Source organism: Streptomyces sp. HUAS MS02 (assembly GCF_055702265.1).
Window position 1 is genome coordinate 4885759 of record NZ_CM146747.1, and the last position, 25922, is coordinate 4911680.

General features: G+C 69.7%; 20 protein-coding genes and 1 tRNA gene. 8 read left to right on the forward strand and 13 right to left on the reverse strand.

What is annotated here, in order from left to right; all coding sequences use genetic code 11:
• The first annotated feature begins 55 nt into the window (after positions 1-55).
• Positions 56-1762 carry a phenylacetic acid degradation protein PaaN gene (gene paaN, locus ACZ9QC_RS20940; protein WP_472921538.1) on the forward strand — a complete coding sequence of 569 codons (1707 nt, stop codon included), beginning with the start codon at positions 56-58 and terminating at the stop codon, positions 1760-1762.
• Positions 1763-1785: 23 nt separating this feature from the next.
• On the opposite strand, the gene ACZ9QC_RS20945 is transcribed toward paaN, so the two are convergent.
• The 3 genes from ACZ9QC_RS20945 to ACZ9QC_RS20955 form a co-directional block, all read right to left on the reverse strand.
• Positions 1786-2520 carry a TrmH family RNA methyltransferase gene (locus ACZ9QC_RS20945; RefSeq protein ID WP_472921749.1) on the reverse strand — a complete coding sequence of 245 codons (735 nt, stop codon included), beginning with the start codon at positions 2518-2520 and terminating at the stop codon, positions 1786-1788.
• Between the two features lie 248 nt (positions 2521-2768).
• The gene (locus ACZ9QC_RS20950; protein WP_472921539.1) at positions 2769-4079 is read right to left on the reverse strand and encodes an HTTM domain-containing protein; all 1311 of its coding nucleotides are present in this window, start codon (positions 4077-4079) and stop codon (positions 2769-2771) included.
• Complete coding sequence (locus tag ACZ9QC_RS20955) at positions 4076-5005, reverse strand: DUF5819 family protein (RefSeq protein ID WP_472921540.1); 930 nt, start codon at positions 5003-5005, stop codon at positions 4076-4078. Before ACZ9QC_RS20955 ends, ACZ9QC_RS20950 begins: the two co-directional genes overlap by 4 nt.
• A 326-nt stretch (positions 5006-5331) precedes the next feature.
• On the opposite strand from ACZ9QC_RS20955, the gene ACZ9QC_RS20960 reads away from it, so the two are divergent.
• Complete coding sequence (locus ACZ9QC_RS20960) at positions 5332-6558, forward strand: acyl-CoA dehydrogenase family protein (protein WP_472921541.1); 1227 nt, start codon at positions 5332-5334, stop codon at positions 6556-6558.
• A gap of 76 nt (positions 6559-6634) precedes the next feature.
• Here the strand turns inward: ACZ9QC_RS20960 and ACZ9QC_RS20965 are convergent, their stop codons facing one another.
• The 5 genes from ACZ9QC_RS20965 to ACZ9QC_RS20985 all read right to left on the reverse strand — a co-directional run bounded on the left by ACZ9QC_RS20965 (position 6635) and on the right by ACZ9QC_RS20985 (position 13556).
• On the reverse strand, positions 6635-6964 hold the full coding sequence (locus ACZ9QC_RS20965) for a rhodanese-like domain-containing protein (RefSeq protein WP_230215576.1): 330 nt from the start codon (positions 6962-6964) through the stop codon (positions 6635-6637).
• A 116-nt stretch (positions 6965-7080) separates the two neighbouring features.
• The gene (locus ACZ9QC_RS20970; RefSeq protein ID WP_472921542.1) at positions 7081-8130 is read right to left on the reverse strand and encodes a J domain-containing protein; all 1050 of its coding nucleotides are present in this window, start codon (positions 8128-8130) and stop codon (positions 7081-7083) included.
• A gap of 208 nt (positions 8131-8338) precedes the next feature.
• The gene (locus ACZ9QC_RS20975) at positions 8339-9802 is read right to left on the reverse strand and encodes a DUF2252 domain-containing protein (protein WP_472921750.1); all 1464 of its coding nucleotides are present in this window, start codon (positions 9800-9802) and stop codon (positions 8339-8341) included.
• Positions 9803-10216: 414 nt separating this feature from the next.
• Positions 10217-13027, reverse strand: coding sequence for a beta-L-arabinofuranosidase domain-containing protein (locus ACZ9QC_RS20980; protein WP_472921543.1), 2811 nt, complete (start codon positions 13025-13027; stop codon positions 10217-10219).
• Between the two features lie 445 nt (positions 13028-13472).
• A tRNA-Leu gene (locus ACZ9QC_RS20985) sits at positions 13473-13556 on the reverse strand.
• A gap of 483 nt (positions 13557-14039) precedes the next feature.
• Between ACZ9QC_RS20985 and ACZ9QC_RS20990 the strand changes: the two genes are divergently transcribed.
• The 6 genes from ACZ9QC_RS20990 (at position 14040) to pknB (ending at position 22175) form a co-directional block, all read left to right on the forward strand.
• A complete protein-coding gene (locus ACZ9QC_RS20990) occupies positions 14040-14876 on the forward strand; it encodes a DUF3662 and FHA domain-containing protein (protein WP_184906310.1) in 837 nt (278 codons plus the stop codon).
• 10 nt (positions 14877-14886) lie between these two features.
• On the forward strand, positions 14887-15417 hold the full coding sequence (locus ACZ9QC_RS20995) for an FHA domain-containing protein FhaB/FipA (RefSeq protein ID WP_217185206.1): 531 nt from the start codon (positions 14887-14889) through the stop codon (positions 15415-15417).
• 128 nt (positions 15418-15545) lie between these two features.
• The gene (locus ACZ9QC_RS21000) at positions 15546-17081 is read left to right on the forward strand and encodes a Stp1/IreP family PP2C-type Ser/Thr phosphatase (protein ID WP_472921544.1); all 1536 of its coding nucleotides are present in this window, start codon (positions 15546-15548) and stop codon (positions 17079-17081) included.
• Positions 17082-17108: 27 nt separating this feature from the next.
• Complete coding sequence (locus ACZ9QC_RS21005) at positions 17109-18560, forward strand: FtsW/RodA/SpoVE family cell cycle protein (protein ID WP_472921545.1); 1452 nt, start codon at positions 17109-17111, stop codon at positions 18558-18560.
• Positions 18557-20017 carry a peptidoglycan D,D-transpeptidase FtsI family protein gene (locus ACZ9QC_RS21010; RefSeq protein WP_472921546.1) on the forward strand — a complete coding sequence of 487 codons (1461 nt, stop codon included), beginning with the start codon at positions 18557-18559 and terminating at the stop codon, positions 20015-20017. The genes ACZ9QC_RS21005 and ACZ9QC_RS21010 overlap by 4 nt, the downstream gene beginning before the upstream one ends.
• 169 nt (positions 20018-20186) lie before the next feature.
• Complete coding sequence (pknB, locus tag ACZ9QC_RS21015; protein WP_472921547.1) at positions 20187-22175, forward strand: Stk1 family PASTA domain-containing Ser/Thr kinase; 1989 nt, start codon at positions 20187-20189, stop codon at positions 22173-22175.
• A gap of 168 nt (positions 22176-22343) precedes the next feature.
• Here pknB and ACZ9QC_RS21020 read toward each other — a convergent pair whose 3' ends face one another.
• From ACZ9QC_RS21020 to ACZ9QC_RS21040, 5 genes are read right to left on the reverse strand one after another with little or no spacing between them, the layout of a single operon-like run.
• On the reverse strand, positions 22344-23084 hold the full coding sequence (locus ACZ9QC_RS21020) for a class E sortase (protein WP_472921548.1): 741 nt from the start codon (positions 23082-23084) through the stop codon (positions 22344-22346).
• Positions 23085-23109: 25 nt separating this feature from the next.
• Positions 23110-24375, reverse strand: a complete 1266-nt coding sequence (locus ACZ9QC_RS21025) for a class E sortase (protein WP_472921549.1) — start codon at positions 24373-24375, stop codon at positions 23110-23112.
• Positions 24372-25022 carry an aminodeoxychorismate/anthranilate synthase component II gene (locus ACZ9QC_RS21030; RefSeq protein ID WP_472921550.1) on the reverse strand — a complete coding sequence of 217 codons (651 nt, stop codon included), beginning with the start codon at positions 25020-25022 and terminating at the stop codon, positions 24372-24374. Before ACZ9QC_RS21030 ends, ACZ9QC_RS21025 begins: the two co-directional genes overlap by 4 nt.
• A complete protein-coding gene (locus tag ACZ9QC_RS21035; RefSeq protein ID WP_472921551.1) occupies positions 25019-25180 on the reverse strand; it encodes a hypothetical protein in 162 nt (53 codons plus the stop codon). Before ACZ9QC_RS21035 ends, ACZ9QC_RS21030 begins: the two co-directional genes overlap by 4 nt.
• A 53-nt stretch (positions 25181-25233) precedes the next feature.
• A complete protein-coding gene (locus tag ACZ9QC_RS21040) occupies positions 25234-25917 on the reverse strand; it encodes a class E sortase (RefSeq protein WP_472921552.1) in 684 nt (227 codons plus the stop codon).
• Positions 25918-25922 lie beyond the last annotated feature (5 nt).

Sequence of the window (25922 nt, forward strand, 5' to 3'; positions counted from 1 at the left end):
TCCTGCCCAGGTCAGAGCCCGATGAAGAGCCCCTGACGTGAGGAGTTGGTCAAGCATGGCCGCCGAACCGTCCGCGCACACCCTGATCGCCCAGCACCGGCCCACCCTCGACCAGGCCCTGGAAGCGATCCGCACCCGCGCGTACTGGTCGCCCCACCCCGAGCACCCCAAGGCGTACGGCGAGAACGGCAGCCTGGGCATGGCCGAGGGCAAGGCCGCCTTCGACGCCCTCCTCGGCACCCGTCTCGACCTCGGCCAGCCCGGCACCGACGACTGGGTGGGCGGCGAGACCTCCCCGTACGGCATCGAGCTCGGTGTCACCTACCCGCACGCCGACGTGGACACGCTGCTGCCCGCCATGAAGGCCGGGCAGCGCGCGTGGCGCGACGCGGGCGCCGAGGCGCGCGCGGCGGTGTGCCTGGAGATTCTCAAGCGCATCAGCGACCGCACCCATGAGTTCGCCCACGCCGTCATGCACACCAGCGGCCAGGCGTTCATGATGGCGTTCCAGGCCGGCGGCCCGCACGCCCAGGACCGTGGCCTGGAGGCGGTGGCCTACGCGTACGCGGAGCAGGTCCGCACCCCCGACGAGGCGGCGTGGAGCAAGCCCCAGGGCAAGCGCGACCCGCTCGCGCTCACCAAGACCTTCAAGCCCGTCCCGCGCGGAATCGCCCTGGTCATCGGCTGCAACACCTTCCCCACGTGGAACGGCTACCCGGGCCTGTTCGCCTCCCTCGCCACCGGCAACGCGGTGCTCGTGAAGCCCCACCCGCGCGCGGTGCTGCCGCTCGCCCTCACGGTCCAGGTCGCCCGCGAGGTCCTCGCGGAGACCGGCTTCGACCCGAACCTGGTCGCGCTGGCCGCCGAACGCCCCGGCGAGGGCATCGCCAAGGACCTGGCGACCCGCCCCGAGATCCGCATCATCGACTACACCGGTTCCACGTCCTTCGGCGACTGGCTGGAGGCCAACGCCCGCCAGGCGGAGGTCTACACGGAGAAGGCCGGCGTCAACACGGTGCTCGTCGACTCCACCGCCGACTACAAGGGCATGCTCTCCAACCTGGCCTTCTCCCTCTCCCTGTACAGCGGCCAGATGTGCACCACCCCGCAGAACCTGCTCATCCCGCGCGACGGCATCAGCACCGACGAGGGCGCCAAGTCCTACGACGAGGTCGTCACCGATCTCGCGAAGTCCGTCGGCGGCCTGCTGGGCGACGACGCGCGCGCGAACGCGCTGCTCGGCGCGATCGTGAACCCCGACGTCAAGGCACGCCTCGAAGCGGCAGCCTCCCTCGGCGAAGTCGCGCTCCCCTCCCGGGAGATCACCCACCCCGAGTTCCCGGACGCGGTCGTCAGGACGCCGGTGATCGTGAAGCTCGACGGCGCGCGCAAGTACTGGGAGCGGACCGACGACGAGGCCGCGTACCTGAGCGAGTGCTTCGGGCCGGTGTCGTTCGCCGTCGCGGTGGACTCGACGGCGGACGGGCTGGACCTGCTGCGCCGGACCATCGCCGAGAAGGGCGCGATGACCGTCGGCGCGTACACGACCTCCGACGAGGTGGCCGAGGCCGTCGAGGAGGTCTGCCTGGAGGAGTGCGCGCAGCTGTCGCTGAACCTCACGGGCGGGGTCTACGTCAACCAGACCGCGGCGTTCTCCGACTTCCACGGATCCGGTGGCAACCCGGCGGCGAACGCGGCCCTGTGCGACGGGGCGTTCGTCGCCAACCGGTTCCGGGTGGTCGAAGTGCGCCGTGAGGCGTAGCGGATCACGCCGCTGAGCGCCCCTCAGGGGGCGCCCGACCCCGCGCTCCAGTGGTACAGCGTCATCGCCACGCTGGTCGCCAGGTTGTAGCTGGAGACCTGGGGACGCATCGGGAGCGACAGCAAGTGGTCGGCGCGGGAGCGCAGTTCGGTGGAGAGACCGCTGCGTTCGGAGCCGAAGGCGAGAACGGCGTCGTCCGGGAGCTTCAGCCCCCGGATGTCGTCGCCCTCGGGGTCGAGCGCGAACAGGGGGCCCGGGGGCAGATCCGCCACGCTCAGGCGCTCCACGGCGGTCGCGAAGTGCAGGCCCGCCCCGCCGCGCACCACTGTGGGGTGCCAGGGGTCCAAGGTGCCCGTGGTGACCACCCCGGTAGCGCCGAAACCGGCCGCCAGGCGGATCACGGCCCCCGCGTTGCCCAGGTTGCGCGGGTTGTCGAGGACGACGACCGGGGCGGTGCGCGGCATGCGGGCGAGCGCCGCCAGATGGGCCTCACGCGCGGGGCGCACGGCCAGGGCGGCGACGGCGGTGGGATGCGGGCGCGCCACGAGGGTCCGGTACGTCTCCTCCGGAACCTCCTGGAGGAGGCCCGCGAGCCGGTCCCGTACGTCCGGGGCCAGGTCGTCGGCGAGGGCGAGCGCCGCCGCGCGGTCGACGGTGACGGCCACCGGCACGTCGGCGCCGAAGCGCACGGCGTGCTTGAGGGCGTGAAAACCGTCGAGCAGGACAGCGGTGTCGACGAGACGGCGCCAGGCCCGCACGGGGTCCCCGGCCGGGGAGGCGGGCGATGCGCTCGCGGAGGCGTCGGTGGGACGGGCGGATGAGCCGCTCGCCGAGGCGTCGGCGGGACGCGCGGGTGAGCCGCTCGCCGGGTCGACAGCGGGTCCCGCCACCGGTCCGGCCGCTGCTTCGCCCCCAGGCTCGCCCGCCGCTCCGCCCTCGGGTTTGCCCGCCGCCTCGCTCGCAGGTCCGCCGGCCCCTTCGCCCCCTGGCGCGCTCACCGGATCGTTCATGCGGTGAAGCCTACGGGTGGTTGTTCGGCCGTCCCCTTCTCCTGCTTCTCCTGGGGGAGCGGCGGTTGCCCCGGGGTGCGCGGACCCGGGATCGTCCGGTCGCCGCCGGGCGGCACACGGCGCAGGACGCGGTCACGCGCCCGGACCACCAGGCCACCCAGGCGTTTCAGGAAGGGCGTCGGCAGGAAGACGGCGTCGGCGGCGATCATCGCGAGCGAGAAGAACGGCAGCCCCAGCACGACCGCGATCACGGCGTGCTCGGTCATCATGACCGCCAGCAGGACATTCTTGACCCGCCGGTTGAAGAGCGTGAACGGGAAGGCGACCTGCACGACCACCGTCCCGTACGTCACCAGCATCACCATCGTGCCGCTGGACGACATCAGGTCGGAGAGCGCGGCCCAGGGCGAGAAGTAGTCCAGGTGGAACGGGTAGTAGACGGCCGTGCCGTCCTGCCAGCGCGAGCCCTGGATCTTGTACCAGCCGGCCGCCGCGTAGATCAGACACGCCTCGGCCATGATCACGACCAGGGCGGCGTTGTGCGAGAGATTGCCGACGATGTCGAGCAGCGCACGCGGCTTGGCGTCCGACTCGACGCGCCCGGCGACCCACCACAGGCCGTGCACCGCCCACAGACCCCAGAAGAAGGTGAGCCAGCCGCCCAGCAGGCCCCCGGGGATCAGGCCGCCGAACGTCGCCACCAGCAGCGCGAAACCGAGCACAGACCACAGGACGGGACCGACCAGATCCTCCTGCGCCCTGCCGTCGCGCTCCAGACGCTCGCGCGTGCGCCGTGCGCGCCGTGCGTCCAGCGACCAGACCTGGGAGCAGCGGACGAAGACGAGATAGATCGCCATGAGGTGGATGACGTTGTCGCCGCCGTCCCCCATGAAGACGCTGCGGTTCTGCAGCGAGAGCACGCCCACCATGAACAGGACGCTCATGGCGCGGGTGCGCCAGCCGAGCAGCAGCAGGAAGGTCGACAGGACGGCGAGTGCGTAGACGATCTCGAACCACACCATGCTGTCGGACCACATCAGCACCGTGAAGGCGTGGTTGTCCGCGATCAGCCGCTGGGCCAGCTCGAAGCTCCAGGGCCCGTGGGGGCCGTACAGCTCGCGCCGGTGCGGGAACTCTCGCAGCAGGAACAGCAGCCAGGTCGCGGAGAAGCCGATCCGGATGATCGCGCTCTGGTACGGGCCCAGCGCGCGATCGGTGACACGGGTGATGCCGTTGCCGATCGCGGCGACGAGGCGTCCCACGGGGGTCACCGGCGGAACCGGGTGGGGCGGGCTCATGGAGCTCATCCGGCGCTCGCCTCCGTCCGGCCGGTGACGGCACGGTCGGCACCGGCCGCGTCGGCGGCGGCGTCCGTCCGGTCGTCGTCGGTCACCGACCACCAGGGCAGCTCGCGGACGACGGGCTTGTCGGACACCTTTTCCTCGCTCCACTCGGGCGGCTGCACATTGGTGGTACGGGACCGGAGCTGGATGCGCTCGATCTCTCCGCCGGGGCCGCCGGCCTGCTCACGGTCGAGGCGCATCACGACGATGCGGCGCACATAGCGCTCGGACAGATCACCGCGCGACGAGGTGGCGCGGTGCTCGCCGTCATGCGTCGCGGTGTAGAAGTCCCAGGCCCGGCGCAGTTCGTTCTGCTGGGTGTGGCTGGGCACCGGATTGTGGTCGATCGCGGCACCGTCCAGCGCCGACAGGTCGTACCAGCCGGTGGTCCGCACCTCACCGCCGGCCGTGCGGACCTCGGCGCGCGCCTGCACCGCGATGTTCTGCTGCAGCGGGTTCGGCGCGAACAGCTTCCAGTTCTGCTCGAACTCCGGATAGACCCATTCGTCGACCGCCCGGCCGTGCTGCTTCGTCAGTGTGTTCGAGGGTGCTATGTGCAGAAACACCAGCCCGAGATGCGCACAGGTCGCCACCGCCACGATCGCGAGCACCAGCGCCACGGCGATCTGGTACGGCAGGGTCAGCGCGGCGATGCCGGAGGCCGGCTGCGCCGGCTCGGCTATCCGCTCCGGCCGCGAGGGGGAGGACGCCTCCGACGGTGACTCCACCAGCGGCTCCGAGGACTCGGACGGGTGCGGCGACTGCGTCGGTGCCTCACGAGGCGGCTGGCTCTGCGGACTCTTCGGAGGCGTGTCGCGCACGGAGGCCGCGTCACTCTCGGGCTCGTCCGGCCCTCGCCGGGCGTTCGAGTCCTCGTCGTTCGCGTCCATCGCGCCCAGCTCCCCGATTTCCACTACCTGGTCGACTTCCCCACCGGAACTTACTCAGCCGCGTTCCTCCGGCACAGCCCCGATGGCCACAGCAGTCACATCGTCACACCGCTCACACGGCACCCCCGAGGTTATCCACAGCGGGGGACACCTTACGGCGCGGTGCGGTCCGCTTCTCTCCCGAAAGCCGCTGCGGCCGCGCTGCCACCCCTCGGACCAGGCGTTCGTCACCAGGCCGCCGCCCGGGCGCCGCCACACCATTCCCTTCTTCTAGAACCTGTTCTATCTTGACGCCCCGTCATCGGCGACACGGAAGGGGCGGGACCGTGGACTTCACGTTCACCGAGGAGCAGCAGGCGGCGGCCGAGGCGGCGAGGGCGGTGTTCGCCGGGGTCGCGCCGGACGGAGTGCCCAGCCCGTCACTCGTGCCAGGGGCGGTCGCCGACGACTTCGACCGGGCCCTGTGGGCGAAGCTCGCCGACGCGGACCTGCTCAGCCTGTTGCTCGACCCCGCGTACGGAGGGTCGGGGCTCGATCCGATCGCCCTCTGCCTGGTGCTGCGCGAGTCGTCGAAGGTGCTGGCCAGGGTCCCCCTGCTGGAGAGCAGCGCCGCCGCCGTGGCCGTGCAGGCCCACGGCGACGAGGACCTGAAGGCGGAGCTGCTCGCGCGCGTCGCCCGGGGGGAGGTCGTCCTGACCGTCGCCGCGCACGGCCGTACCGGACACGATCCGGCCGAGCTCGCCGTGACCGCCCGCCGGGACGAAGGCGGCGCCTGGGTCCTGGACGGCATACAGACGGCTGTGCCCTGGGCCTACAACGCGGACTTCGTCGTCGTCCCCGCGACGGTCGCACGGACGTCGGTGGCCCCAGGCGCCTCCGCCGAGCGGGCCGACGGGGCAGCGGAGGCCGGTGCCGCCGAGCAGGACCCGGTGGCGGCCGAAGACAGCCGGGCCGTGCTCGCCCTCGTCCCCCGCATTCACGCAGGGGTGACGCTCGCCGAGCAGATCTCCACCACCGGCGAACGGCTCGCGGAACTGCGACTGGATTCGGCGCGGATCGCCGACCGGAACGTCCTCGACGCGGAAGGCGCGTGGGAACGGCTACGGGAACTGCTGGCCACCGGCACCTGCGCCCTGGCTCTCGGCCTGGGTGAGGGTGCCCTCAGCATGACCAGCGACTACGCCGGCAAACGCGAACAGTTCGGCTTCCCGATCGCCTCGTTCCAGGCCGTCGCCGTCCAGGCCGCCGACCGCTTCATCGACCTGCGCGCGATGGAGGCGACGCTGTGGCAGGCCGCCTGGCGCGTCACCTCCGGCGCTGCAGGGGCCCTGCCCGCCTCCGGAGATGTGGCCGTGGCCAAGATCTGGGCCTCGGAAGGAGTACGGCGGGTCGTGCAGACCGCGCAGCATCTGCACGGGGGCTTCGGCGCCGACGTCGACTATCCCCTGCACCGCTACCACGCCTGGGCCAAACACCTCGAACTGTCGCTCGGCCCTGCGGCGGCCCATGAGGAGGCCCTCGGGGACCTGCTGGCGGCACACCCCCTCGGCTGAGCACCGCGCACGCCTCGACGCGGGGCGCGCCCGTCGGATCCGCTCGTCCTCCGCGCGCCCCGAACCGCCACGTTCCCTAGAGAACGAAGCCCGCCCCGCCCTTGTCATCCACCACGGGACGACCGGCGGCAGCCCAGACCTGCATGCCGCCGTCGACGTTCACGGCGTCGATGCCCTGCTGCACGAGATAGTTGGTGACCTGCGCCGAGCGTCCGCCCGAGCGGCAGATCACATGGACCCTGCCGTCCTGCGGCGCCGCCTCGGTGAGCTCGCCGTAGCGCGCCACGAACTCACTGATGGGAATGTGCAGCGCCCCTTCGGCATGACCCGCCTGCCACTCGTCGTCCTCCCTGACGTCCAGCAGGAAGTCGTCGTCCTTGAGGTCTGTGACCTCGACCGTGGGCACACCCGCTCCGAAATGCATGCGTCCGACGCTACCCGACCGAACGGCCGCCGTCCGAAGCCGCCGACAACCGAGCGGACCAGCGGACCGACTCGGCAGCCCAAGCCGCCGCAGCCGCTTCAGCCACCCTGCCGGTCCTGGCCTCCCTGGCCCCCCTGACCGTCCCGGCCACCATCGACGTCCTGGCCGACCAGCCCCGCCAGCTCCGCCTCCCGCTGCTCGACCTCCGCCAGCAGCTGGTCGGCGATCTCGTCGAGGAGGCGGTCCGGGTCGTCCGGCGCGAGGCGGAGCATCGAGCCGATGGCGCCCTCCTCCAGCTCACGGGCGAGGAGCGCGAGAAGCTCCTTGCGCTGGGCGAGCCATTCCAGCCGTGCGTACAGCTCCTCGGCGCGGCTCGGCCTCTGCTCCTCCGGGACCGGCCCGGCCGCCCACTCCTCGGACAGCTCCCGCAGCAGCACCTCGTCACCACGGCCGTAGGCGGCGTTCACCCGGGCGATGAACTCGTCCCGCCGCTCCCGCTCCTTGTCGTCCCGCGCCAGGTCGGGGTGCGCCTTGCGCACCAGTTCGCGGTAGAGCCGGCGGGCCTCGTCGCTCGGGCGGACCCGCTCCGGGGGCCGCACGGGCTGGTCGGTGAGCATGGCCGCCGCCTCGGGGAACAACCCCTCCGAGTCCATCCAGCCGTGGAACAACTCCTCCACGCCCGGCATGGGCATGACCCGAGCGCGCGCTTCCTGCGCCTTGCGCACGTCCTCGGGGTCACCGGTGCGGGCCGCCTTCGCCTCGGCGATCTGGGCGTCCAGCTCGTCCAGCCGCGCGTACATGGGGCCGAGCTTCTGGTGATGCAACCGGGAGAAGTTCTCGACCTCCACCCGGAAGGTCTCCACGGCGATCTCGTACTCGATCAACGCCTGCTCGGCCGCCCGCACGGCCCGCTCCAACCGCTCCTCGGGCCGCCCGGGGACCCCCTCCCCGGCGTCCCCCTGACCATCGGCGGATGCCGGCCCCGCGTCGGACACCGACGACTCGGCAGGCCCCGACGTCCGAGCAGCGGCGTCGCCCTCGGCGGACGGCGTCGCTCCGCCGGGCTCGGCGCCCGCGCCGGGCTCCGGGGTCTCCACGGGCTCGGTGGAGCGCTCGGACGGTGTCTGGTCGGCTTCCGGGGTCGTCACCCGACCCAGCCTAGGCCACGGCCCCAGGCCGCACGGCAAGCCACCGGACACCTGGCCATCGCGCATCCGCACGAACGCCCGACCACCCCAGGCCGCCCTGTCCGTCCACCCTCATCACCCAAGGCCGCCCCGACCGTCCACCCGCCATCACACCTGGCCGCCCCGCCCTCCGCTCCGTACCCCGGGTCCGTCGCGATCCGCCCTCCCCTCAGACCCCCGACTCCGCCGCGATCCGCCCTGCCCGCACCGCCGCCACCAGGTCCGAGTGATCCGCCTCCGTGCGGTCCGCGTAGGTGACGGCGAACGTGGCCGTCGCCTCGTCGAGTTCGTCGTTCTTGCCGCAGTAGCCGGCCAGCAGGCGGGGGTCGGCACTGTGGGCGTGAGCGCGGGCGAGGAGGGCGCCCGTCATGCGGCCGTAGTCGTCGATCTGGTCGGCGGCCAGGGCGGCGGGGTCGACACTGCCCTTGCGGTTGCGGAACTGGCGCACCTGGAAGGGGAATCCGTCGACCGTCGTCCAGCCCAGCAGCATGTCGCTGACGACCTGCATGCGCTTCTGGCCGAGGACCACCCGGCGCCCCTGGTGATCCACCTGCGGCACCTCGAAGCCGGCCGTCACGAGGTGCGGCTCCAGAGCCGACGGGCGGGCCTCCTTCACCTGGAGGACGAGCGCTTCACCACGGTGGTCCAGGAGCAGGACGACGTACGAACGGGTCCCCACACTGCCGGTGCCCACCACGCGGAACGCCACGTCCTGCACGGCGTACCGGGCGAGCAGCGGATGGCGGTCCTCCGAGAGCGTGGTCAGGTACTGCGTCAGGGAGGTGGCCACGACGGCGGCCTCCTTGTCGTCCACGCGGCGCAGCACCGGCGGGGCGTCCACGAAGTGGCGGCCACCGCCCTCCACCTGCCGGGTCGACTTGGCCGCGAAACGGCCGCTGGTGTTGGCGCGCGCCTTCTCAGCCACCCGCTCCAGCGTGCCCAGCAGGTCGTGGGCGTCGGTGTGGGAGACCAGTTCCTCGTCCGCGATGGCGTTCCACGCGTCGAGCGCCGGGAGCTTGGCGAGGAGCCTCATGGTGCGCCGGTAGGCGCCCGTCGCGTCGTACGCCGCCTTGCGGCAGACGTCCTCGTCGGCGCCAGCCTCCCGGCCGGCGAGCACCAGCGAGGTGGCGAGGCGCTTGAGGTCCCACTCCCAAGGGCCGTGCACGGTCTCGTCGAAGTCGTTGAGGTCGATGACGAGCTCCCCGCGGGCGTCTCCGTACAGGCCGAAGTTGGCCGCGTGGGCGTCTCCGCAGATCTGCGCGCCGATGCCGGTGATGGGCGTATGGGCCAGGTCATGGGCCATGAGGCCCGCCGAGCCGCGCAGGAACGCGAAGGGGGTGGCCGCCATCCTGCCGACTCGTATCGGGGTGAGCTCGGGGATCCGGCCGCGGTTGGACTCCTCGACCGCCGACACCGCGTCCGGCCGGTCGGTGGTGAGCGTCAGGTCGGCGTGCGCGCTGCGGGGCACCCTGGTGCGCAGGGCCTTGCCCTCGTCCTTCGGCGACCCCGCCACGGGCCACCGGGCGAACCCCGTCACCGCCGGCACCCGCGCACCGGCGGACCGCGCCACCGTCGCCGCCCCGATCCGCCCGGACTCCGCCGACCCCGGCTCGGCTCCCGCGCCCGCCGCCATCGCACCGACCTCGGTCACAGCGACCGCCTCCCCCGCTCACGTCCACGCACGAACATCAACTCGTGACGACGGTACAGCCGGTGGCCGAAACGCGTCAGACCCTGTGGACAACTCCGCGTCACACCCGTCCACACCTGTGGATAACCGGATGGAAGGACGGAACCGACCTCCGCGCCACCATCGGCGAAGACCGGGAGCCTGCCCGACCGCCTCGTCGCCCAGGTTCGCCGGGAAAAGCGAGGGGCGGCCGCTCCGCCATGAGAGCGGCCGCCCTTGTCATCGAACCTGAGCCCGAGCACGGCTCGTGCGCGCCGCCCACCCGCACCACTGGACGGCGCCAGACGGGCCAGACGGCGACAGACTGCACCGGACGGCTTCAGACAGCTTCGACGGCGTAAGACGGCGCAGACGGCCTCAAGCCGCATACGTGGCGTTCTGCGCGGTGGTCACCACCTCCTGGCCGTCGGCCGGGCTCAGCAGTCCCGCCGCCACCCAGGAACCGACGGTCGACTGCACCCGCGCCACCAGCGCGGCCTTGTCGGCGAACGGCGCCCCGGCCCAGATCTCGTCCAGCAGCGTCGTCCCGTCGGACTTCGCCGGGTTGGCCACGCCCGAGTCGGTGCCGCCGAGGACGACCTTCGGCTCGGAACGCCGGACGTAGGCGTGGGTCGGATCCTCGCTCCCTTCGTGGAAGGGCGCGAACTCGGTGCCGTCCAGCGTGTAGTGCAGCGGCTTACCGCTGACCGGTGCGAGGGACGGCAGCAGGTCACCCGAGAGTCCCGCGTTGCGGTACAGCCCGACCGACAGAGAGCTGGTGGCACTGCTTCTGCCGACCAGGTTGACCGGCCCGTAGAACGGGGTCTGGAGCGTCGGGTCGTCGAGCGCCTTCTCCACCCGCAGCCGGAACGGGATCGTCACCCGGACGACGTCCCCGGCGCGCCAGGTGCGGGAGGGGATCGTGAAGTAGCTCCCGGCGGTCGGCGTACCGCTCACCGCGCTGCCGTTGACGGTCACCCGGAAACCGGCGGTGGCCCAGGACGGCACCCGGAGCCGCAGTTCGAAGGCCGCGCTGCCGCCCCCGACGGTGATCGTGGAGCCCTGCTCGCGGGGATAGTCGGTGCTCTGCGTGATCGTCACGCCCTTGGCCGACCAGTTCAGCGTGGTCGCGCTGTACAGGTTGACGAAGAGCGCGGTGCCGTCGGCCTTGGTGAAGTACACCGAGTCCTGGTACTTGGTGGCGCTCTCCATGCCGGTGCCCTCGCAGCAGGTGGTGCCCTGCTTGGGGGTGTAGTCGCGCACCTGCCCGGGCTTCAGCCCGATGAAGTACGTGACCAGCGGTTTCTCGGCGTCGGCCTTGTCCTGCTTGGAGCCGAGGACCTGGTTGAGCAGGGCCCGCTCGTAGTAGTCCATGTATTTCGGGTCCTGCTCGTGGAAGAACAGGCTCCGGCTCAGCTTGAGCAGGTTGTACGCGCAGCAGGTCTCGGCGTTGGTGTCGCTGATCGTTCCCGAGATGGCCCCGCGAGCCTCCCAGAACTCGGCCGTGCTGGTGCCGCCGATCCCGTACATGCGGTGCGGGATCACCATGCCCCAGAAGTTCTTGGCGGCGGTCAGATAGCGCGTCTCGCCCGTCGCGTCGTACAGCCGGACGTAGCCGGTCATGATCGGAATGTGCTGGTTGGCGTGGAGGCCGTCCAGGATGTCGGTGCCGGCGGCGCAGGCGTCGATGAGCCGGTCGAGGTCGAACAGCTTGGCCAGTGCGAGGTGGTCGGCCTTGCCGGTGATCGTGTACAGGTCGACGATCGCCTCGACGATGCCGCCGAATTCACCGCTGGAGAAGATGCCCCACATCCGCTGAAGCGTGGTGTCGGGCAGCTTGGAGAGCCGCGCGTACATCCAGTCGCACATTCCGGAGGCCAGGTCGAGCGCGCGGGCGTCGTCCGTGGCGAGGTAGGCGTCGAGCAGGCCCTTGAGGATCTTGTGCGCCGTGTAGTACGGCGCCCACACCTTGGTGTAGTCGGCGGTGGTCCGCGTCTCCAGGTCGATGAACTGCGTCTCCGGGTACGCGGCGAGGAAGCCGGGATGGCTCGGTCCGCCCCAGGTGCGGCGCAGCGTGGCGGTCAGGCCGCGTCCGGAGGCATCGTCGAAGGTGCCACCGGAGGTCGCGAAGAAGTAGTACGACGCGAGGTTTCCGAGCCCCGCGGAGGACCTCTTGGCCTCGTTGGTCTGCAGCGAGGTGATCTCCGCCGTGGTCAGAGCCCTCGACCAGACGTTGAACTCGTCGAAGGCGCCCGCGAACACCGGGTCGTCGGGGTAGTTCGAGCGACCCAGCCAGTTGTTCGTGAGGGCACCCAGGACGGACGGGTTGAGCGTCATCGAGGTGTTCTGGGCGACGGCGGTGCCGTTGACATGGAGGGTGCCCGTGGTGCCGCTGATCGTGACAGCCAGGTGGCTCCACTGATCGAGCGGCAGGGCGGCGGTGCCGTTGAGCCCCTGCTCCCCGCCCGCACCACTGTTGGTGATCGCGAAACGCGGCACCCCGCTGCCGTTGCGAGATGCCAGGTACATGTACCGGGTCGTGTTGTCGCCGAAGTCGAAGACCCGCTGCCAGTTGGCGTCGTGGGTGGGCTTCACCCAGACCGACAGGGTGATCGCCGAGGCACCGCCGAGCACGGCGGCCGGCAGGTCGACGTACTGGTAGGAGCCGCGGACGTTCTCGTGCGCGCCGCCCCATCTGCCGGTGACGGCCAGCATGCGCGGATCTTCGCGCAGCGCCTCACGCACCTCGGTGAGCGCACCCACCATGGTGCGGATCTTGTCGGCGTACATCTGCTCCCCGGTGCTCGCGTACGCCTGCGCCAGCATCGTCAGGAAGTGCCCGGTGTAGTGGCCACGGAGATTGCCGTTGGCCTCGCCGTCCAGGCCCTCCCAGCCGCCGGGGGCGACGGCGCCCTTCGTGGAGAGTCCCGCGTTGGCGCGGAAGACCTGCAGCAGCCGGTCGACGTCGTAGCCGCGGCCGTGGTCGAGCATCAGCTGACGCTTGTCCGCGAAAAGGCCCTGGCCGAGCGTCACGTCCTTGAGTTCGAAGGGCCGCACCGACCAGGTGGACGGCGTCGGGACCGTGGCGGCGACCGCACGGCCGCCGCCCGTCCCCAAGGAGGCCCCGGGTGCGGCCGCGGCGAGTATCGCCGACTGGAGGAGGAAACGTCTGGAGAGGGGCGGTGCCATGTGCGCCTCGTCTCTGGCGGTGGGGGGTGGAGGGCGAAAGCGAGCACCATGTTCGACATTGCGAACGTTGTGCGAATTCCCGACCGGAAGATAGGCATGCAACAGTCGGGCGTCAACGGCAATGACGGGCTTTCCGAGGTCAACGACCCACATCGCGGGGCCACTTGCACGCCCTCGACACCGTTTCACGTGAAACATCGCTCGTGCCCACATCTACGACGGTTCACGTGGCGCTGACTCCCCTGACGTATGCGACCGCGCACACCCAGCACGGCACGCCCCCGCGCCGTCCCGCACCACCGGAAGTCGAAAGCCCTTACCGAATCTCCTGAGAGACTCCTCACACTCCAGAGCCCCGCGCAGTAAGCCGACCTACCCGTGCGCATGCAGGTCCGACGACAAAAAGAAGCGGTCCCATCGTGATTACGATGGGACCGCTTCGCTGTGCGCGAGGGGGGAGTTGAACCCCCACGCCCTTGCGGGCACTGGAACCTGAATCCAGCGCGTCTGCCTATTCCGCCACCCGCGCATTGGGTGTGTCCTCAGGCCCCGTTCCTAGCGGTCTGGCGCCTTCCGACATCGAGAAGATTAGCACGCTGGAGAGGGTGGCTTCACATCCCTTAAACCGCGGCCCGCCCCATCCCACGCCGCCTGGCGGGCCGACCAGCACGGACCGAACACACGCCCCCTCCTGTCACGTATCAACGAGTGCTGGTTCACGTATCAACCTCGTACCGGTCCCGGTCATCTCCTTGGGAGAGGGACGGGCGCACAGTCCGGTGCGGGACACTGGTCTCGCGCCGCCTCTACGATCCTTGGCAGAGTTCGGACGGGGTAGTTCGAAGAGGAGCTCCGATGGGAATCCGGGAGGGGACTTCAGTGGGCGTCGACGCCGGGTGACACCGGTCGACCGGGCCGACAGAGGGAACCAGCCGATTTCCCGGCGCGTGGATACGATCAGTAAGCAGTACCGATGCGGTACGCAGAGCGGTGACGACGGAGGAGGTGCCCCATGGGAGTCCTGAAGAAGTTCGAGCAACGTCTCGAAGGTCTGGTCAACGGCACCTTCGCCAAGGTGTTCAAGTCCGAGGTCCAGCCCGTGGAGATCGCGGGAGCGCTCCAGCGGGAGTGCGACAACAACGCGACCATCTGGAACCGCGACCGTACGGTCGTCCCCAACGACTTCATCGTGGAGCTGAGCACGCCCGACTTCGAGCGCCTCAGCCCCTACTCCGGCCAGCTCGGTGACGAGCTCGCCGGCATGGTGCGCGACTACGCCAAGCAGCAGCGCTACACCTTCATGGGCCCCATCAAGGTCCATCTGGAGAAAGCCGACGACCTCGACACCGGCCTGTACCGGGTGCGCAGTCGTACGCTCGCCTCCTCCACCAACCAGCAGGCCCCCTCGGGCGCCCCGGCGAGCCCCGCCGCGGGCCGCCCCGGCGGCTACGGCTACCCGCCCACCGCCGCACCCGCGGGTGCCCCGCCCATGCCGGCCACACCGCCGCCCGGCGGCCGTCCCGCCCCGCTCGGGCAGCGGCCGCCCGCCTCTCCGGCGGGCGGGGGACGCACGCGCTACTGGATCGAGATCAACGGCACCCGCCATCAGATCTCCCGCCCGACGCTGGTGCTGGGACGCAGCACCGAAGCCGACGTGCGGATCGACGACCCCGGCGTCTCCCGCCGGCACTGCGAGATCCGGACCGGAACGCCCTCGACGATCCAGGATCTCGGATCCACCAACGGCATCGTGGTGGACGGGCAGCACACCACCCGCGCTACGCTCCGCGACGGCTCGCGGATCGTCGTGGGCAGCAGCACCATCATTTACCGGCAAGCCGAAGGGTGAAGCGGGGGCAATGTCAGAGCTGACCCTCACGGTCATGCGGCTGGGTTTCCTGGCCGTACTGTGGCTGTTCGTGATCGTGGCCGTGCAGGTCATCCGCAGCGACCTGTTCGGTACGCGTGTCACCCAGCGGGGGTCGCGCCGCGAGAGCGCGCGGCCGCAAGCGGCGGCCCGCCAGGCCGCGCCCCCGCAGCAGCGCGGCCAGCAGCCCGCACCCTCCACCGGCGGTGGCGGCCGTCGCGGGCGCAACGCCCCGACCAAGCTCGTCGTGAGCGAGGGCACACTGACGGGGACGACCGTGGCGCTCCAGGGCCAGACCATCACCCTGGGCCGCGCACACGACTCCACGATCGTGCTGGACGACGACTACGCCTCCAGCCGGCATGCCCGGATCTACCCGGACCGCGACGGCCAGTGGATCGTCGAGGACCTGGGGTCCACCAACGGCACATATCTCGACCGGAACCGACTGACGACTCCCACGCCGATTCCGCTGGGCGCGCCGATCCGCATCGGCAAGACCGTCATCGAGCTGCGGAAGTAGTGCTACATCATGAGTAGGCGCGAGCGGAGCGAGCACGCAGGGGCGGCCCCCACCAGGGCTCCCGGCGCGCTCCCGACCGGAGGGTGGGCACCGTGCGGATGTACCCGGAGCCGACGGGCGAGGTGCGCATGAGTCTGTCACTGCGCTTCGCCGCCGGATCGCACAAAGGCATGATCCGCGAGGGCAACGAGGACTCGGGCTACGCCGGTCCGCGGTTGCTCGCGATCGCCGACGGCATGGGCGGCCAGGCGGCCGGTGAGGTCGCCTCCTCCGAGGTGATCTCCACCCTCGTCACGCTCGACGACGACGTCCCCGGCTCCGACATCCTCACCTCCCTCGGCACCGCCGTGCAGCGCGCCAACGACCAGCTGCGCTCGATGGTCGAGGAGGACCCGCAGCTGGAGGGCATGGGCACCACGCTCACCGCCCTGCTGTGGACCGGCCAGCGACTCGGCCTGGTCCACGTCGGCGACTCCCGCGCCTACCTCCTCAGGGACGGCGTCCTCACCCAGATCACCCAGGACCACACCTGGGTGCAGCGTCTGGTCGACGAGGGCCGCATCACGGAGGAAGAGGCCACCACCCACCCGCAGCGCTCCCTGCTGATGCGCGCGCTGGGCAGCGGCGACCACGTGGAACCCGACCTCTCCATCCGTGAGGTCCGGGCCGGCGACCGGTACCTGATCTGCTCCGACGGCCTGTCCGGCGTGGTGTCCCACCAGACGATGGAGGACACCCTCGCCAGCTACCAGGGCCCGCAGGAGACCGTGCAGGAGCTGATCCAGCTCGCGCTGCGCGGCGGCGGCCCGGACAACATCACGGTCATCGTCGCCGACGTCCTCGACCTCGACACCGGAGACACCCTCGCCGGGCAGCTCTCCGACACCCCCGTCGTGGTCGGCGCCGTCGCCGAGAACCAGCTCCACCTCCAGGACAACGGCATCATGCAGACCCCCGCCGGCCGGGCCTCAGGTCTCGGCCGCCAGGGGCACGGACAGGGCGGCGGCGAGTTCGGCCCGCCCGGCTCCGGCGACACCACCGGATACATGCCCGCCGCGGGCGGCTTCGGCGACTACTCCGACGACGACTTCGTCAAGCCGCGCAAGAAGCGCAGGTGGCTGAAGAGATCCTTCTTCGGCATCCTCGCCCTCGCCGTGGTCGGCGGGGGCCTGTACGGCGGTTACCGCTGGACACAGACGCAGTACTACGTCGGCTCCAACGACGACCACGTGGCGCTGTACCGCGGCATCAGCCAGGACCTGGCCTGGATCTCGCTCTCGAAGGTCGAGAAGGACCACCCCGAGATCGAACTCAAGTACCTGCCGCCCTACCAGCAGAAACTGGTCGAGGCCACGATCGCCGAGGGCGGTCTGGGCGACGCCCGGAAGAAGATCGAGGAGCTGTCCACCCAGGCGTCGGCGTGCAAGAAGAACGCCGAGCGCCGCGAGGCCGCGGACAGCAACGCCAAGACGGGCGAGGGCGAGGCGGGCGGAGTCACGGGAACCACGAAGACCTCCCTCACGTCCAAGGCCACATCGTCCCCGACGCCGACACCGCCGGCGTCCCCGACCCCGACCCAGACTGAGACCGCACCCACACCGTCGACCGGCCCCACCCTCTCGGAGGAGGAGCAGGAGCTGGTCTCACGGTGCGGTGAGCAGTAGGCAAGCCGCGAGGGGCCCACGTACACCATGAGCAGTACTACCAACCCGTCGACGCAGCACACGTCCACGATCGGCGCGATCGGCACACCGAGCCGACGCAACACCGAGCTGGCACTGCTGGCGTTCGCGGTCGTCATCCCGGTGTTCGCCTACGCCAACGTGGGTCTCGCACTCAACGACGAGGTGCCCGCGGGACTCGCCGCCTACGGCATCGGCCTCGGGGTGCTGGCCGGCATCGGGCATCTCGTCATCCGCAAGTTCGCGCCGTACGCCGACCCGCTGATGCTGCCTCTGGCCACACTGCTGAACGGACTGGGGCTGGTGGCCATCTGGCGACTGGACCAGTCGAAACTGCTCCAGCAGATCGGACAGGCCGGCGGCAAGGCGACCAATCAGCTCGTCTACACAGCGATGGGCATCGCCCTCCTCATCGTCGTACTGATCTTCCTCAAGGACCACCGCACCCTCCAGCGCTACACCTACATCTCCATGGCCGGCGCGCTGGTCCTGCTGCTGCTCCCCCTGGTGCCGGGCCTCGGCGCGGAACTCACCTACGGTGCCAAGATCTGGATCCAGGTCGGCAGCTTCACCATCCAACCCGGCGAGTTCGCCAAGATCGTGCTGGCGATCTTCTTCGCCGGCTACCTGATGGTGAAGCGCGACGCGCTCGCACTGGCCAGCCGCCGCTTCATGGGCCTGTACCTGCCGCGCGGCCGCGACCTCGGCCCGATCATCGTCGTCTGGGCGATCTCGATCCTGATCCTCGTCTTCGAGACCGACCTCGGTACGTCGCTGCTGTTCTTCGGCATGTTCGTGATCATGCTGTACGTCGCGACCGAGCGGACCAGCTGGATCGTCTTCGGTCTGCTGATGTCCGCGGCCGGCGCGGTCGGCGTGGCCAGCTTCGAACCCCACGTCCAGACCCGTGTCCAGGCATGGCTCGATCCGTATCGCGAGTACAAGCTCAGCCGCGCGGGGACCAGCGACGGCATCATCCACTCCGAGCAGGCCATGCAGGCCCTGTGGGCCTTCGGCTCCGGCGGCACTCTCGGCACCGGCTGGGGCCAAGGCCACTCCGAACTCATCCGCTTCGCCGCGAACTCCGACTTCATCCTCGCCACCTTCGGTGAGGAGCTGGGTCTGACCGGTGTGATGGCGATCCTGCTGATCTACGGCCTGATCGTGGAGCGCGGTATCCGCACGGCCCTCGCCGCCCGCGACCCGTTCGGCAAGCTGCTCGCCGTCGGCCTGTCCGGCGCGTTCGCCCTCCAGGTCTTCGTCGTCGCCGGCGGTGTCATGGGCCTCATCCCGCTGACCGGTATGACGATGCCGTTCCTGGCGTACGGCGGATCCTCGGTCATCGCCAACTGGGCGCTCATCGGCGTCCTGATCAGAATCAGCGACACCGCGCGCCGGCCCGCACCCGCACCCGCACCCAACCCCGACGCCGAGATGACCCAGGTGGTCCGCCCGTCATGAACAAGCCCCTGCGCCGCATCGCGATCTTCTGCGGGCTTCTGGTACTCGCCCTGCTCATCCGCAACAACTGGCTCCAGTACGTCCAGGCGGATGCCCTCGCCACCCACAAGGAGAACCGGCGCGTCTCCATCGAGCGCTACGCCACGCCTCGCGGGGACATCATCGTCGACGGCAAGGCCATCACCGGGTCCGTCGCGACCGAGGGCGCCGACTACAAGTACAAGCGCACCTGGAAGAACGGCGAGATGTGGGCGCCGGTCACCGGTTACTCCTCCCAGATCGTCGGCGCCACCCAGCTGGAGAACCTCGAGGACGGCATCCTCACCGGCAACGACGACCGGCTCTTCTTCCGGAACACGCTGGACATGATCACCGGCAAGAAGAAGGAGGGCGGCAGCGTCGTCACCACCCTCAACGCCGCCGCGCAGAAGGCGGCCTTCGAGGGCCTCGGCGACAAGAAGGGCGCCGTCGCCGCGCTCGACCCCAAGACCGGCGCGATCCTGGCCCTCGCCTCCACGCCGTCCTACGACCCGTCGACCTTCGCCGGAATCAGCACCAAGGACAGCGAGACCTTCTCGAAGCTGGAGAAGGACGCCGACAAGCCGATGCTGAACCGCGCGCTGCGCGAGACCTACCCGCCGGGCTCCACGTTCAAGGTGGTCACGGCCGCCGCGGCCCTGGAGAACGGCGTCGTCTCGGACATCGACGACAAGACGGACTCGCCTGACCCGTACAAGCTGCCGGAGTCGTCCACCCCCCTCACCAACCAGCATGGCGTGTGCAAGAACGCCACCCTCCGCTACGCGCTCGAGCAGTCCTGCAACACGGTCTTCGGCAAGCTCTCCGACAGCGTCGGCAACGACAAGATGATCGAGCAATCCGAGAAGTTCGGTTTCAACGACGCCACGCTGGACACTCCCGTGCGCGCCGCGGAGAGCATCTACCCCGAGGACAACCGCCCGCAGAACGCGATGGCCGGCATCGGTCAGGCATCCAACCGGGCCACCCCGCTCCAGATGGCCATGGTCGCCTCCGCCGTCGCCAACGACGGCAAGCTGATGGCTCCGTACATGGTCGACCAGCTGCGGGCTTCCAACCTCGACGTCATCGAGACCCACGACCCCGAGACGCTCTCCCAGGCGGTCTCACCGGAGAACGCCCAGAAGCTCCAGGACCTGATGGAGAGCGTCGTCAAGACGGGTACCGGTAAGAACGCGCAGATCAGCGGCGTCACCGTCGGCGGCAAGACCGGTACAGCGCAGCGCGGCGTGAACAACAAGGAGAAGCCGTACGCCTGGTTCATCTCCTACGCCAAGCTCAGTGACGGCAGCTCGCCGGTCGCCGTGGCCGTGGTCGTCGAGGACAGCGACGCCTCGCGTGGCGACATCTCCGGTGGCGGTCTCGCCGCCCCGATCGCGAAGAGCGTGATGCAGGCAGTGATCAACAGCAAGAAGTGACCCCGCTCACGTCGCCTTCACATCGGTGCACGTTGCGATACCGGTCCTGTATCGGGTGATGCGGTTGGCCAGGTCACAGAAGGCGAGCCGGGTACCGTATGCCCGGAGCACAGCCGCCGGACCACACATGGGTGCGGTCGGGACCGACGGAGAGGGCTGGTAGGAAGCTATGGAAGAGCCGCGTCGCCTCGGCGGCCGGTACGAGCTGGGCCAGGTGCTCGGCCGTGGTGGCATGGCGGAGGTCTACCTCGCGATGGACACCCGCCTCGGCCGCACCGTGGCGGTGAAGACGCTGCGAGCGGACCTCGCGCGCGACCCCACCTTCCAGGCCCGGTTCCGCCGGGAGGCCCAGTCGGCCGCCTCGCTCAACCACCCCGCGATCGTGGCGGTCTACGACACGGGCGAGGACTACATCGACGGGGTCTCGATCCCGTACATCGTCATGGAGTACGTCGAGGGCTCCACCCTCCGTGAACTTCTCCACAGCGGCCGCAAGCTGCTGCCGGAGCGGGCCATGGAGATGACCATCGGCATCCTCCAGGGACTGGAGTACGCCCACCGCAACCAGATCGTCCACCGCGACATCAAGCCGGCCAACGTCATGCTGACGCGCAACGGCCAGGTCAAGGTGATGGACTTCGGTATCGCCCGCGCCATGGGTGACTCCGGGATGACGATGACGCAGACGTCCGCGGTCATCGGCACCGCCCAGTACCTCTCGCCGGAGCAGGCCAAGGGCGAGCAGGTGGACGCCCGGTCCGACCTGTACTCCACCGGCTGTCTGCTCTACGAGCTGCTGACGGTCCGCCCGCCGTTCGTGGGTGACTCCCCCGTGGCGGTCGCCTACCAGCACGTGCGGGAGGAGCCGCAGCCCCCGAGCGTCTTCGACCCGGAGATCACTCCGGAGATGGACGCAATCGTCCTGCGTGCCCTGGTCAAGGACCCGGACTACCGCTACCAGTCCGCCGACGAGATGCGGGCCGACATCGAGGCCTGCCTCGACGGCCAGCCCGTCGCCGCCACGGCGGCCATGGGTTCGGTCGGCTACGGCGGCTACCCGGACGACCAGCCGACCACCGGCCTGCGCGCCGACGCCGGTGCCACGACGATGCTCCCGCCGGTCGGCCCGGACGACGGTTACGGCTACGACGACCGCCAGGGCCGTCGCCGCCAGCAACAGAAGAAGAACAACACCTCGACGATCCTTCTGGTCGTCGCGGGTGTGCTGGTGCTGATCGGTGCCGTCCTCATCGGGCAGTGGATGTTCTCGGGCAATGACGCCGGCAACGACACCCTCAAGGCGCCGAACTTCATCGGCCAGAGCGAGGCGGAAGCGAAACAGGCGGCCACCAACGTCGACCTGAAGGTGGAGACCTCCCAGAAGCCCTGCGAGGACCAGAAGAAGGGCAACGTCTGCGAGCAGAACCCGCAGGCGGGTACCCCGTTGAAGAAGGGCGACACTGTCGCCCTGGTCATCTCGACGGGTGCTCCGAAGGTCACAGTCCCCGACGTCCAGGGCATCCAGTTCGACGAGGCCGAGGCCGAGCTCAAGGACAAGGGCTTCGAGGTCGAGAAGAAGACTGAGGAGTCCGACCGCACGCCCGGCATTGTGACCGATCAGGACCCGGCCAGCGGCAAGCTCGAGAAGGGCTCCACGATCACGCTGACTGTCGCCAAGGCGCCGGACAAGGAGACCGTCCCGGACGTGGCCCGGCAGAGTTGTGACAACGCCAAGAACCAGATGGCGGCCAACAACCTCGTCGGCACCTGCACCGAGGTCGAGACCCAGGACCCCAACCTCGTCGGCAAGGTCATCGCGACCAACCCCGAGGCCGGCTCCGAGCTCAACAAGGGCGACACGGTCACCATCCAGATCGGTAAGGCGGCCGAGGAGGAGAAGAAGGCCCAGGTCCCGAACGTCGTGGGACGGACCGTGGGCGAGGCCAAGCAGATCCTCCAGGCGGCCGGCTTCACCAACATCCAGTTCGCGGGCGGCAGTGACCAGAGCGACACCGCGTTCGTCACCGACCAAGACCCGGACGGCGGCAACGAAGCCGACCCGACCAAGACGACGATCACCCTCGCCTCGGTCGGTTTCGGCGGCAACAACGGCAACAACAACAATGGCGGCGGCGACGGTGGAGGATTCTTCGGCTAGCGCCGCCCGCTAAGACGGAGGGGCTGAGAGAGCCCTCTGCCCCGTACGACGAAGGAGCCCCGGCACCCTCCCTGAGGGGGTACCGGGGCTCCTTCGTCGTCTCGATGTTTCACGTGAAACCGGATGTTTCACGTGAAACATCCCTCCGGGGGAGCAACCACCGCGCGGCTATCGAAGTTCCTTCGGCACCGTACGCTCCGCGTTCACCCGTTCCACGCGCTCGAGCTCGCCCCACACGATGTACCGGTACCGGGACGTATAGACGGGCGTGCAGGTGGTGAGGGTGATGTATTTGCCGGCCTTCTTCTTGCCGGACTCCTTGGGGATGTTCGAGAGGACCTTGACGTTGTACTTCGAAGTCTCGGAGAGGGTGTCGTAGACCTTGTAGACGTACCAGTTGTCGCGGGTCTCGAAGACGATCGCGTCGCCCTTCTCCAGCTTGTCGATGTTGTGGAACTTCGCGCCGTGGCCGTCCCGGTGGGCGGCCAGGGTGAAGTTGCCGTCCTTGTCGGAACTGGGGAGGGTCGCCTTGACCGGGTCGGTGTAGTAGCCGGCGACACCACCGTTGAGGATCTTGGTGGAGGTGCCCTTCTTCACCAGGACCTCGCCGTTCTTCATGGCGGGCACGTGCAGGAAGCCGATGCCGTCCTTGGTGTCCAGGGCGCCCGGTCCGTCGTCCGAGGCCCAGGTGTCGCGGACCTTGTTCGCTTCCTTGTCCGCCTCACGGTCGGCGAGCACGTTCGTCCACCACAGCGAGTAGACGACGAACAGACCGAGCACGAGGCCCGCCGTGATGAGGAGTTCACCGAAGACACTGACCGCCATGGCGATCCGGCTCATGCCGCGGCGCCGCGGCGTGGCCTCGGACGCGTCCGTCTTCTCTTCGGTGTCGTCGGTGGTCACTGCCACAGTTCTTCCGCCCTTGGTCGAGCCCCTACTGGACGAGCGCGTCGGGCTTCCCCTCGCTGCGCGGCCGTTCCTCCACCATCTTGCCCCACACGATCATGCGGTACTTGCTCGTGAACTCCGGCGTGCACGTGGTCAACGTGATGTAGCGACCCGGCTGGGTGAAGCCGGAGCCCGGGGGCACGGGCTGGAGCACGCTGACGTTCGACGGCGGGGTCACCGGCAGGATCGAGGCCATGTCGTAGACGTAGTACTTGTCCTGCGTCTCCACGACGATCGGATCGCCCGGCTTGAGTCGGTTGATGTAACGGAACGGTTCACCATGGGTGTTGCGGTGGCCCGCGATACCGAAATTACCCGTCTTGTCCTCGGGCATGGCCGTCTTGATGCTGTTCTCGTCGTAGTGGCCGACCATTCCGCGGTCCAGGACCTTCGACTTGCTGATGCCCTCGGCGATCGGCACGACGACGTCCAGCTTCGGAATGTGCAGGATGGCGAAGCCCTGCCCGGGCTCGAAGGCGCCCGGCGCGCGCTTGCCGCTCTTCCACTCCTCCTGGAGGCTCGTCGCCTCCCGGCCCGCCTGCTGATGGGCGCGGATGTTGGACCACCAGAGCTGGTAGGTGACGAAGAGCAGCATCACCACGCCGGTGGTGATGAACACCTCGCCGATGACCCGGCTCGCGATCACTCCCGCGCTGGGCTTGCGCGCCCGCGCCGCCCGCCGCGCCTCGATCCTGGAACGGGGCGCCGACAGCCCGTCCTCTCCTAAGCCCTCCTCGGGCCCCTGAGCGGCTCCTGGACCCGCGTGGGCCCCGAAGGAGCCCCCGTGCCTCCCGTGCCGTCTCGCGGCCTTACGGCGGGCCGCACGGCCTCCGGGAGCCGGGGGCGCGGGTATCGGCTCGGCCGCGGCGGCCAGCCGCCGCGCCTCCTCCACCCGGAGGGCCACCGTCTCCTCGTCGATCGGAGGGTGCTGCAGCGCGGTGTCGGTCCCGTACAACCCCTCGGCCGTGGGTCGGGGACGCGGCTCGTAGGTGTCGTACGACTCGTAGGGCTGGTACGGCTCGAACGAGGGCTCCGTGTACGGCTGCTGCTGGCCGAACCAGTCTCCCTGCCCGTACTGCGAGCCCTGCTGGACGGTCTGCGAGCCCTGCTGGACGGTCCAGGCCTGAGGCTCGGCCGGATCGCCGAACGACTCCCCCGGCTGGAAGGCCTCCGCCTCAAACGCCTCGGCGCCCCCGTACGCGGCCTCGCCGCCGTAGGGGGCACTCTCGCGCTCGGGGCGCAGTGCCGTCACGCCGTGGCCCTGCCCACCACGGGGGCGAGCCCCGTCGACCTGGCCACGGCCCCTTGGTCGCCGCATTCGGCCAGCCAGTTGGCCAGCATGCGGTGGCCGTGCTCGGTGAGCACCGACTCGGGGTGGAACTGCACGCCCTCGACCGGCAGTTCCCGATGCCTGAGGCCCATGATGATCCCGTCGTGCGTGCGCGCCGTGACCTCGAGCTCGGCCGGCACGGTGGCCGGCTCCGCGGCGAGGGAGTGGTAGCGGGTCGCGGTGAAGGGGGTGGGCAGGCCCGCGAAGACTCCCTTGCCCTCGTGTTCCACCAGTGAGGTCTTTCCGTGCAGCAGTTCGGGCGCGCGGTTCACGACACCGCCGTAGGCCACCTGCATGGACTGCATGCCGAGGCAGACGCCGAAGACGGGGACGCCGGTCGCGGCACAGTGGCGGACCATGTCCACGCAGACGCCGGCCTCCTCGGGGGTGCCCGGGCCGGGGGACAGGAGCACGCCGTCGAAGCCGTCCTGGGCGTGGGCGGTCGCCACCTCGTCGTTGCGCAGCACCTCGCACTCGGCGCCCAGCTGGTACAGGTACTGGACCAGGTTGAAGACGAAGCTGTCGTAGTTGTCGACGACGAGGACCCGGGCGGGTCGGGCGGCACTCACTGGTCGTTCACCGTCACATCGTTGAAGGGCAGCAGGGGCTCTGCCCAGGGAAAGACGTATTGGAAGAGGACATAGACGACAGCCAGGGTCAGCACGATCGAGATCAGCGCCTTCAGCCACGCGCTACCCGGCAGATGTCGCCAGATCCAGCCGTACATGCCGTCCCTTCCTTCACACCACGGCACCGGAATCACGCCGCACCGCCACCAGACTAACGGCGTAGTGCCTCCGGTTTCCCTGACTCGACAGGCTGCGTGGAATCCAGATGGCCCCAGACGATGAGCCGGTGACTGTGTCCCCACTCCGGGTCGCATGTCGTCAGCGTCAGATAGCGCCCCGCGCGCGTGTAGCCCGATTTCGTCGGCACGGGGTCGATGACCTGGACGTCCGTGGGCAATGTCCGGTAGGGACCCTTGTCGATGACGTACGTGAACCAGTCCGCGCCGTCGGACAGGACGACCTCGTCGCCGGGACGCAGCTTGGGAAAATCTTTGAAGGGATCGCCGTAGGTACGCCGGTGGCCGGCGACCGCGAAGTTCCCCTTCTGTCCCAGCTGCGCGGTGTTCGCGTAGTGGCCGAGTCCTTTCTTGAGAGTGTCCGTCTTCGTACCCTCCAGGACGGGCTTGTTCCACGTGGAACCCAGACGCGGGATGTACATGAGCGCGAAGGGCTCGCCGCTCTCGTACGCGGCGGGCGGCTCTGGCGCAGACGAGGGGCCCGGGCCGGACGTCGGCTGCTTCGCCCACCGGTCCTGGAGCAGGTCGACCTGGTGATCCATCTCGGTGTCGGCTTTCACACCGGTCCAGAACAGCACGTAGACGACGAAGAGCACGATCAGGGTGCCGACGGTGATGCAGAGCTCGCTGGCGGTCCTCACGATCACGCGCACCGACACGGGTC

Excerpts from the sequence above, each read along its gene's own strand:
- paaN (WP_472921538.1), top strand. The coding sequence starts at position 56 with ATGGCCGCCGAACCGTCCGCGCACACCCTGATCGCCCAGCACCGGCCC.
- ACZ9QC_RS20950 (WP_472921539.1), bottom strand. The coding sequence starts at position 4,079 with ATGAGCTCCATGAGCCCGCCCCACCCGGTTCCGCCGGTGACCCCCGTG.
- ACZ9QC_RS20955 (WP_472921540.1), bottom strand. The coding sequence starts at position 5,005 with ATGGACGCGAACGACGAGGACTCGAACGCCCGGCGAGGGCCGGACGAG.
- ACZ9QC_RS20975 (WP_472921750.1), bottom strand. The coding sequence starts at position 9,802 with ATGGCGGCGGGCGCGGGAGCCGAGCCGGGGTCGGCGGAGTCCGGGCGG.
- ACZ9QC_RS20980 (WP_472921543.1), bottom strand. The coding sequence starts at position 13,027 with ATGGCACCGCCCCTCTCCAGACGTTTCCTCCTCCAGTCGGCGATACTC.
- ACZ9QC_RS20990 (WP_184906310.1), top strand. The coding sequence starts at position 14,040 with ATGGGAGTCCTGAAGAAGTTCGAGCAACGTCTCGAAGGTCTGGTCAAC.
- ACZ9QC_RS20995 (WP_217185206.1), top strand. The coding sequence starts at position 14,887 with ATGTCAGAGCTGACCCTCACGGTCATGCGGCTGGGTTTCCTGGCCGTA.
- ACZ9QC_RS21000 (WP_472921544.1), top strand. The coding sequence starts at position 15,546 with ATGAGTCTGTCACTGCGCTTCGCCGCCGGATCGCACAAAGGCATGATC.
- ACZ9QC_RS21005 (WP_472921545.1), top strand. The coding sequence starts at position 17,109 with ATGAGCAGTACTACCAACCCGTCGACGCAGCACACGTCCACGATCGGC.
- ACZ9QC_RS21010 (WP_472921546.1), top strand. The coding sequence starts at position 18,557 with ATGAACAAGCCCCTGCGCCGCATCGCGATCTTCTGCGGGCTTCTGGTA.
- pknB (WP_472921547.1), top strand. The coding sequence starts at position 20,187 with ATGGAAGAGCCGCGTCGCCTCGGCGGCCGGTACGAGCTGGGCCAGGTG.
- ACZ9QC_RS21035 (WP_472921551.1), bottom strand. The coding sequence starts at position 25,180 with ATGTACGGCTGGATCTGGCGACATCTGCCGGGTAGCGCGTGGCTGAAG.